The sequence below is a fragment of the Pseudoalteromonas sp. S3178 genome, assembly GCF_005886985.1.
Classification (GTDB): Bacteria; Pseudomonadota; Gammaproteobacteria; order Enterobacterales; family Alteromonadaceae; genus Pseudoalteromonas; species Pseudoalteromonas carrageenovora.
Map to the genome: position 1 here is coordinate 21,286 of NZ_PNCW01000083.1, position 9,555 is coordinate 30,840.

Here is a 9,555-nt window from a genome sequence, read left to right on the forward strand (position 1 = left end):
AGGTTGATACATGGAAATTTGTGTTGCGATATGTACATACCAGCGAAGAAGCCTCAGAGATACATTAGAGTCTCTAGCAAAACAGTCTTTATCAGAGAATATAACGCTAAAGGTATTAGTTGCTGATAACGATAAAACAAATAGAGCAAAAGATACAATTGAAGCTTGGGCTGAAGAATTTGGTTTGAATTTAAGATATATACATGCACCTTCCCAAAATATCTCAATTGCAAGGAATGCATGCTTAGATAATGTGGATTGTGATTGGATGGCATCTATTGATGATGATGAAGTTGCTTCAGTTTATTGGCTTTCAAATTTATACAAAAAAGCACAATTAGAAAAAGCTGCTGTTGTTTGCGGACCAGTTAAAGCGATTTATCAAGAAAATGCACCAACTTGGATGAAAAAATGTGATTTTCATTCCCAACATCCTGTGTATGTAAAAGGTGTAATACAAACTACATCAACGGCAAACGCTCTAATTCATTTAAAGCACCCTGCCTGTGCTGAGCTGCGTTTTGATCTTTCTTTAGGTAAATCGGGGGGGGAGGATAGTAGTTACTTTTCATCTGTTTATTCTAATGGTGGCAATATCACTTTTGCGTCGGATGCATTAGTAACAGAAACTGTACCGTTAGAAAGGGCAAATTTAATGTGGTTATTAAAACGAAAATTTAGATTTGGACAAACATGTGGTGCCCGGGTACTCAAACATAAGTTTAGTTTTAAAAATAAAATAAAATATAGTGCTTTAGCAATTTGTAAGTTTACGTTCTGCTTGTTTATGTGCCTTATATCAATATTGGGTAGTGATAAAAAATATAAATGGTTACTAAGAGGGACTCTACACTTTGGGGTACTTGCAAAGCTTTTAGGTAAAAACGAGATAACTCAGTACTAAGGACTTTAAAATGATCGAGAGTCTAATCGATTATATCAACAAGGAATCAAATGAAAGTTGAATTAGAAGTGTCAGTTATTATCGCAGCATGGAATTCTGAGAAGTTTATCAGTAAGGCGATAGACTCGGCTTTGCAGCAAGATATAAACCTTGAGGTAATAGTGGTAGATGACTTTTCAAATGATAACACTTGTAGAGTAGTTGAAAACTATAAAGATGAACGTGTCAGGTTAATTCGTTCTAGTAAAAATGGTGGTCCAGGAGCTGCTCGAAATATTGGGTTTTCAGCTGCAAAAGGGAAGTGGATAGCTGTTTTAGATTCGGATGATTACTTTTTACCTAACAGATTAAATGCAATGATTAATTCAGATGATGGAACCGCTGATATTTTAATCGATGATTTTTACATGTGTTTAGGGGATCCTAACGAGCTTAAGCCATTTTATACTAATAATGAACTCAAAAAGGGCAATTTATCACTTGCTGAGTTTATTGCTGGCAATTCAGATTTTATGGGTAAAAAAACGACCGGTTATGTAAAGCCTATTTTTTTAAAGTCGTTTTTAATAACTAATAAGGTCCGGTATTGGCCTGAGGTTCGCATTGGTGAAGACTACTATTTCTTAGCATCTTGTTTAGCAGCAAAAGCGAAGGCTAAGGTGGTAGAAGTTTGTGGTTATGTATATAACATCAGAGGGGACTCTATTTCAGGGAAGCTTAATCAGGAGCATATCGATAAGTTTCAATGGGGAGATAAAAAGTTTGCAGACATGTACCCCTTTCAACCTTTGGAATATAAAGCTTTTAAACTCAGAAGTAGAAACTTATCTAAAACTAAAAGCTATATTTCACTTGTTGAGTCAATTAAAAATAAAAAAGTCTTAAAGTCACTCTGTATAGTAATCGCGAACCCAAGAGCGTGCAGTTTGTTATGGCTCCCAATTAGAAAAAGACTATTAAATTAATATGGAGATTTCTTTGAAAGTACTAGTTGCCGTGTTAACAACCGGAAGTAGGAGTACGACCTTTGAGCAATGCTTATTGAGTATTATTGAGCAAAAGATCAATAATAATATCGAATTGAGTATATTGGTTGTCGAAAATAATCTAAAACATAATCAGCTAGTTGGTGATAGTTTAAGTAAGTTTTCAAATGAAAGTGAAGTAAAGATCATCCATGCTCTCGAAACAAAAAAAGGTATACCGTATGCACGGAATCATGCTCTAACGTTTGCTACAACAAAAAGCTACGATTATCTAGCTTTTATTGATGACGATGCTTTCGCGCAGCAAAACTGGCTTCAATCACTTTGCTCTAAAATGAATGGTTTTGACGTTGTCGCGGGACCTCAAAAAGCTATCTTTCCAGCTAATACAGCTAAATATTTCAATTTAGCAAGTTTATATCATGAGCGTAAGGTAAATGAAGGTGTAGTTGTTAAATGGGCGGCAACTAATAATATTTTAATTGACGTCAACACAATGCAAAAATTTAATCTTAAATTTAATGAGTCACTAATCCACGGTGGTGAAGATAAAGAGCTTTTCTTAAGACTTACAGCATCCGGTGGTAAAATTAGCTGGGTGCAAAGTGCGATAGTTCAAGAGCACATAGTACATGAACGCTTAACTACTAAGTGGGCATTACGACGTTGTTTCAGGATGGGAGCCACAGGCTTTAAAATTGAAAGCTGCAATAAGTCTTTTTTTAAGGTGCTGAGTACATGCGCCTTTAAAGGTACTGCATATATAGTTAAGGGCTTACTATCATTTTTACCATTCTTGATTAGTCCTAAACGTACACATTTAGACAGCTTATGTGATTTGTCTCATGGTTTTGGTTTTTTTTATGGAATTTTATCTGGCGGTAAAGTAAGGAGCTACGCATGAAAGGAAGATTTTTTTTCGCTTTATTCTTTTTTATATTTTCACATTCATTATATGCACAAGAGTTTAAAAAACTAATTTGGAGTGATGAATTTAATTACGAAGGCCTTCCAGATAATAGTAAATGGGGATACGAAAAAGGGTATGTTCGTAACGGAGAAAAGCAATTTTATAATGTATCTAATCTAGAAAATTCTAGAGTAAAAAATGGAAACCTCATAATAGAGGCTAGAAAAGATGCTGGAAATGATTCAGGTTTATGGCAAGAGTTATTTGAAGCAAAGAAGCAACCTTATACTTCTGCGAGCCTAACGACACGCAACTTAAACTCATGGACACATGCTAGGATTGAAGTGCGTGCTAAATTGCCTAAAGGCGTAGGTGTTTGGCCCGCTATTTGGTTGCTCGGTGCAGATAAAGGCGGGAAAGGGTGGCCTGCTAAAGGAGAGATTGATCTCATGGAGTATGTTGGCTATAAAAAAAATAAAGTGCATGTAGCTTTGCATACAACAAAGAGAAATCATCAAAATAAAAAAGGTGTAAATAAAGAATTTAAATTAGATAATTTATTAACTGATTACCACACATATGCTGTTGAAAAGCATCCCAATATAATTAAGTTCTACATAGACGATAAGTTAGTTTTTAACTATGAAAAAGAAGGCGACAGTGCAGATTATTGGCCTTTTGATGAGCCAATGTATTTAATTATTAATCTAGCAATTGGTGGTTCTTGGGGAGGCAAGCATGGAATTGATGACGCCATATTCCCACAGCAGTTTTTAATAGATTATGTAAGAGTTTATCAGTAACTATAATACTGGTAAAAATCTAATATTTTTAAAGTCCTTAGATAAGGCATAGCAATGGATGGTGATTAGTGATGACAATATTTTTTATTTCAATATTTTTTTTGGTTTATATATATTTTTTGTTTCCTTTAAGTATATACATGTGCAGTTTAATTAAAAAAGATAATGTTAAAGCTAATTTTTCAAATACAGATAGAACTATCGTTATTGTAGTACCAGCACATAACGAAGAAGCTGTTATAAGTAAAAAAATTGAAAATCACCTCGCCTTAGATTACGACACAAGTAATTATAAAATTCTTGTAATATCTGATACTTCCTCAGATAAAACAGTAGAAATAACTAAACAATATATAGATAAACACCCTGGTAGAGTTGAGCTATTTGAAGTGAGTGATGGTCTAGGCAAAACTAATGCAATTAATAAGGCTTTAGTGGGTATTGAATGCGATATATTGGTTTTTTCTGACGCTAATGTTTATTTAAAAAGTGATGCTTTATTACAAATTGCAAAATGTTATGAAGATAAAGACGTTGGTGGTGTAGCAGGGCAGTTAATTTATACCAATGATGATGTTGAGGGGGCAGCGCAAAGTAATGGGTTGTATTGGAAATATGAAGAAATGATTAAAAAGTCGGAGTCGTTGTCAGGTTCGATGATGGGGGCCGATGGGTCTATTTTTTCAATAAGAAGATCTTTGTTAAGAGAATTACCAGTACATGTTCTGGATGACTTTTGTTCTTCGATGGGGGTGGTAAATCAAGGCTATAAACTGAAATTTGATGATTCAATTACAGCCTATGAAAAAGGTGCAGAGACCACTGCCGAAGAGTTTCCTAGAAAAGTCAGGATCAGTAACCGCTCATATAATAGTTATAAACATTTGCGGGCTGAATGTTTAAATAAGCTATCTTTGTTTAATTTATGGAAACTCTACTCACATAAAGTATTACGCTGGTATAGTCTATTTTTTATGATATCTGCTTTAGTGTCTAATTTTTATCTAGCTATTTTTGAAAGCGGCTATTTTTTCACTTCAATTCTGATATTACATGTTATTTTTTATGTAATGGCTATTTTATCTTGGTTAAATAAATTCCCAAAAATACCTGTAGTTTCAAAATTAGCGGTAATAGCTGAATATTTTACTATGGCTAATATTGCTGCTGGTATTGGTATTCTACAGTCCATTTCAGGCAAGAAAACTGTGACTTGGAAAAAAGCTGATTCGACTAGGTGACTACACGTTGAGAAACGTAACTTTGTTACGACTAATGATAGGGATATATTTTGTTCAATAACAATACTATAGCAGTTATTATAGCTGCTTATAATGCAGAAAAAACAATCGTAAGAGCAGTCGAGTCAGTAGTAGATGACGAGTTTGTTAGTCAAGTGATTGTAGTAGATGATTGCTCTTGCGATGGTACTATGCAAATGTTGGCAGGCTTACAAAAGCAATTCACAAAGGTCTCTGTATTTTCTACTGATATAAACAGTGGGCCAGCGAAAGCTAGAAATATTGCTCTCACAAAGTGTACAGCTAAATGGGTAACAGTACTTGATTCAGATGACTATATTGAAAGAGGTCGCTTTAAGAAGTTATTAGCACATAGTGAAAGCATAGAGCTTATTGCAGATGACAAATTTCGTATAAATGAGAATGATCCAACTAGCAGAAAAACAGCAATGCTTGGAAAAAGACAAAAATTTCCTACGCTAATATCCTTATCAGATTTTATTGAGTCGAACATTACTAAAAAAGGTGAGTTTAGAAAAGAACTTGGATTTATTAAACCAATAATTAAACGTCGCTTTTTATTAGAGAATAACTTAACTTATCAAGAAAATATGCGATTGGGTGAAGATTATGAACTCTATTGTAGGTGCCTAATATTTGGAGCTAAATTAAAATTAATTGAGGCTTCTGGGTATGTAGCTGTTGTTCGTCAAAACTCACTATCGGGTAATCATAGTAAAAAAGATCTGATTAAATTGAGAGATTGCGACTATGAGCTAGCTAAGATAGAAAGTTTAACTTCTCATGAAAGAAAGTTATTACTTAGACACGCACAAAGCATTAATATTAAAGTCCAATGGATATGTTTTTACTCTTCTATAAAAAATAAAAATTATAAAACAACTATAAAATCTATTACAAATTCTCTTTCTGCTTTTATTTTTATTTTAAAAAATTTAAAGGCGCAATTTTTTATTCGCGTCGTTAGAAGAAGATTAAACAAGTGAGTGACAGTAAATCTAAGGGGATAGTATGGCTTTTTATAAGTAAATTTTTCCCACCAATAATTAACTTTGCTGTATTTACGTACTCGGCCAGAATTTTAGCACCAGAAGATTTTGGTTTAATAGCATTCGCTTTGTCAATAATTTACATATCTAGTAGCTTAATGCCAGTAGGTTGGCGAGAAGCTATAATAAAATATCAAATTAGCGACACCCCCACGATTAGTAGTATTTTTTGGCTTAATTTTTTTGTTTCAATTCTACTCGTATTTTTAATACTAGTATTTTGCTTGATATCACCTTTCGATTTTCAAACTGAAATATTTAATTATGCATTGGCGATATTTTGTTCTAAATTAATTTTTGATGGATTGTACTCTACTTTGAATATACTGCTTTTAAAGGAACAAAGGTATGCAAACTTAGCTTTGAGGACTTTTTTTTCAGGTATTATCTCTGCTTTTATAATAATATTATTACTCACATTGGATTATGGTATATGGGCGCTAATCTGGTCTCAGGTAATACTTTCTATTTTCAATTTTTTAGTTGTATACATACCCACAAGAGATAGAGTTTCTTTAATTTTTAAATTAGAACACATAGTAAAGCTAAACTCATTTTCAATATATACAAGCTTAACTAATGGCCTTACTTTTGCACTCAGTAATTATGAATCTCTTATTATAGGCAGTGTTTTAGGGAATAGGCAGTTAGGTTTTTATAGTGTCGCTAAAAGGTTATCTACTATAATTAATGAGGTCTTTATTGGTACAGTATCTGAGGTCAGCTTTCCTATATTAGCTAAAACTCAGGCAGAAAATGGCAATCTTAAAGCGGGTTTTTTAAACGCTGTATACTTTTCAGTTGTTCTACTATACCCAATTTTTATTTTTTTATTCGCGTACTCATCAGATATATTCATTATTTTATTTACAGAAAAGTGGCTTGAGTCAGTTCTAATATTTCAAGCTTTTTGCATTGCATATATGATAGTAATATTAGGCATTCCACAAAAAAATATTATTCTTCTAACTAATAATGCGAAATGGTGGTTTCATTTACAATTAAAGTTATCAATTATTATAGTGCCAATAACAACGTTGTGCGTCTATTGGGGAGTTAAGAGTTTTTTAGCTGCCCTCATACTTGCAAAGCTAACCTATTGCACTGCCTCAATGATGCGTTCATGTAAATTATTAAATATTACTATTAGTGAGTACCTTTCAAGTTTTATATCACCTGTGATCTGTGCAGTCATAAGTATATTACTGACACTAAGCTTGGGTAACATCTTTTATTTTGAGCTAATAATTTTAAACATAGTCCTTGCTGGGTTATTTTTTATAATTATCTATTTCATATTAATGTACCTCTTTGATGGAGGGAAATTGACCTCAAGTGCCTTAAGTATTTTTCCAAAAAACAAAATTATTTTAAAATTAGCACATAAACAAAATTATAAGGAAATTTAAAGTGAAATTAACCTATTTTTCGGGACACGTACCTAACTTCGGTGATGAGCTAAATAAATATATGTGGGATTCGTTAGTCTCCCCTGGCTTTTTTGATGAAGACGACTCAAAGCTATTTTTAGGTATTGGCTCTATTTTGTGGGATTACTTACCTAAGAAACCTAAAAAAATAGTTATGGGCTCCGGTTATGGTGGTTATACTCCGAAACCTGATGTACATGATGGTAGCTGGGATATAGCATTTGTCAGAGGTCCTAGAACCGCAGCCGCATTAAACTTAGATCCAAGACTAGCAATAACAGATGCTGCTATATTAACTCATTTTATGAAGCTACCTAACCAAGAAAAACAACATAAAATCAGCTTCATGCCCCATTATGAAAGTATTCCGCGTGGTAATTGGGAGTTGGTTTGTAAACTCGCGGGTATCAATTTTATAGATCCCACTAATCCAGATGTTTTAGAGTCTTTAATTGAATTAAAAAAGACGGATCTATTAATCACAGAAGCAATGCATGGCACTATTTTGGCTGATACTTTGAGGGTACCGTGGGTATCGCTAAAGCCAATATTACCGATACATCATAATAAGTGGTTTGATTGGGCTGAATCGTTAAATATTGATCTGAAATTTAGTCAAATGCCAAGCTCTTCAATTAAAGACTCATGGTCTCAAGTAACTGGTAAATTAGGCACAGGCAAACGTAGTCGACAATTCGCAAAGATGCTAAGTTTTACTGATAAATACTATATTGAGAATGCGGGTGAAAAGCTGTTGAAGTTAGCAAAAAATGGTGGTCAATTAAGTGAAGATAAAATTTTTAATTTAAAAGCCGATATGGCACTTAGTAAGTTGTCAGAATATTGCCCTTTAAAAGTTTAATCTGGGCATATAAATTAATAATGTAGTTTATTTATAAAGGAATATTTTATGAAAAGCATTAATGTCGGAGTTGTTATTCCTTTTTATCAAAAGAAAAGCGGGCTCTTATTGAATGCACTTGCTTCAATTTTTAAACAGAGTGCTCAGGGGATAAATTTTCTAATAACTATAGTCGATGATGGATCTCCTATTTCCGCAGAGTCTGAGATTAGTGAGCTAAAGTTACCTAAAAATTGTACTTTAAAATTAATTTTACAAAAAAATCAGGGGCCAGCTGCTGCTAGAAACAAAGCGTTAGATTATCTTTATGGACAGGATATAGAGTTTTTAGCTTTTTTAGACTCCGACGATTGTTGGATGGACTTTCATATTTCAAATGCTATGAAAGCTCTATCTATTCAAGATGTAGATTTTTATTTTTCTGATCATAGTCGTTTCGATTCTGAACATTCTTTATTTAACGAAACAGGCTGTTTTAAAGATCTAGATAAGGCTGTCTGTAAATATAATATTCATTTGGAAGATGATTTTGCAATGTTAACCGGGAAGAGTTGCTTCAGTCTATTTTTAAATTATTACATAAGTCAAACCTCTAGTGTTGTCTATAACTTTGATAAGCTTAAAAACCATCGTTTTGATGAGTCTTTAGTAAGTGCTGGGGAAGACTATTTTCTTTGGCTCGAACTTGTAAATAGTTCTAGTAAAGTGGTTTTTTCTTTTAATAAAGGGGTTTATTGCGGGAGAGGTGTAAATATATTCTTCGACTCTTTCGATTGGGGGAAACTAGCTTCATCAACGCGAATTGGTTATGAAACTTTATTTTATAGAAAAATTTATTCTTTTTTTGAATTAAATTCAATTGAAAAAAATAAAGTTAAATCAAATTACTCGAGGCTAGAGGAGCAATTTTCTTATTTAATGGTAAAGCACTTTATTACTGGTAAAGGTTTAGATAAGGTTTTGTTAAATAGAATTTATAAAGTAAGCCCACGTACCTTAATTCTATTACCATTTAGATTTTTAAATTATTTTATTAAATCAAAAAACTAAATCTTAATGGGGTTGTATTTTTCTATAAAAGCTAATGTTTTTTAATGGGGGTATACTTACTTCTAGGAATGATAAGTATGCGTGGGTTTAGGTTTTTATTCGTATAACATAGTCTATTTATATAAAGTTTATTATCTATGCAGGGAGCCATGTGTTTAACTTTTTCATCAGCTTAGAGCTATTTTAATTCTATATTTACTGGGGTTAATATGTTTTTAGGCTGAGTGTCAGGTTGGGTTTTTAATTTAAAGAGTTTATATTGGTTTAGCTTGTTTATTTTTGTTTAAATTTATTTGTTT

9 protein-coding genes are annotated in these 9,555 nt (G+C 32.8%); all 9 read left to right on the forward strand.

The features are described from left to right. Window positions 1-10 precede the first annotated feature (10 nt). On the forward strand, window positions 11-904 hold the full coding sequence (locus CWC11_RS18745; protein ID WP_138683906.1) for a glycosyltransferase family 2 protein: 894 nt from the start codon (window positions 11-13) through the stop codon (window positions 902-904). A gap of 50 nt (window positions 905-954) precedes the next feature. Then, complete coding sequence (locus tag CWC11_RS18750; RefSeq protein ID WP_138683907.1) at window positions 955-1,869, forward strand: glycosyltransferase family 2 protein; 915 nt, start codon at window positions 955-957, stop codon at window positions 1,867-1,869. Window positions 1,870-1,882: 13 nt separating this feature from the next. Beyond that, the gene (locus tag CWC11_RS18755) at window positions 1,883-2,794 is read left to right on the forward strand and encodes a glycosyltransferase family 2 protein (RefSeq protein WP_212748094.1); all 912 of its coding nucleotides are present in this window, start codon (window positions 1,883-1,885) and stop codon (window positions 2,792-2,794) included. 74 nt (window positions 2,795-2,868) lie between these two features. Further along, complete coding sequence (locus CWC11_RS18760) at window positions 2,869-3,603, forward strand: glycoside hydrolase family 16 protein (RefSeq protein WP_283241014.1); 735 nt, start codon at window positions 2,869-2,871, stop codon at window positions 3,601-3,603. 71 nt (window positions 3,604-3,674) lie between these two features. Then, window positions 3,675-4,844: a glycosyltransferase gene (locus CWC11_RS18765; RefSeq protein ID WP_138683910.1), complete on the forward strand. Its 1,170-nt coding sequence runs from the start codon at window positions 3,675-3,677 to the stop codon at window positions 4,842-4,844. A gap of 50 nt (window positions 4,845-4,894) precedes the next feature. Beyond that, the gene (locus tag CWC11_RS18770; protein WP_171038456.1) at window positions 4,895-5,851 is read left to right on the forward strand and encodes a glycosyltransferase family 2 protein; all 957 of its coding nucleotides are present in this window, start codon (window positions 4,895-4,897) and stop codon (window positions 5,849-5,851) included. Beyond that, on the forward strand, window positions 5,848-7,323 hold the full coding sequence (locus tag CWC11_RS18775; RefSeq protein WP_171038457.1) for an oligosaccharide flippase family protein: 1,476 nt from the start codon (window positions 5,848-5,850) through the stop codon (window positions 7,321-7,323). Before CWC11_RS18770 ends, CWC11_RS18775 begins: the two co-directional genes overlap by 4 nt. 1 nt (window position 7,324) lies before the next feature. Beyond that, window positions 7,325-8,206 (forward strand): polysaccharide pyruvyl transferase family protein, encoded by an 882-nt coding sequence (locus CWC11_RS18780; protein WP_138683913.1) that lies wholly within the window; start codon window positions 7,325-7,327, stop codon window positions 8,204-8,206. Window positions 8,207-8,254: 48 nt separating this feature from the next. Next, a complete protein-coding gene (locus CWC11_RS18785; RefSeq protein ID WP_138683914.1) occupies window positions 8,255-9,256 on the forward strand; it encodes a glycosyltransferase family A protein in 1,002 nt (333 codons plus the stop codon). Window positions 9,257-9,555: the final 299 nt, after the last annotated feature.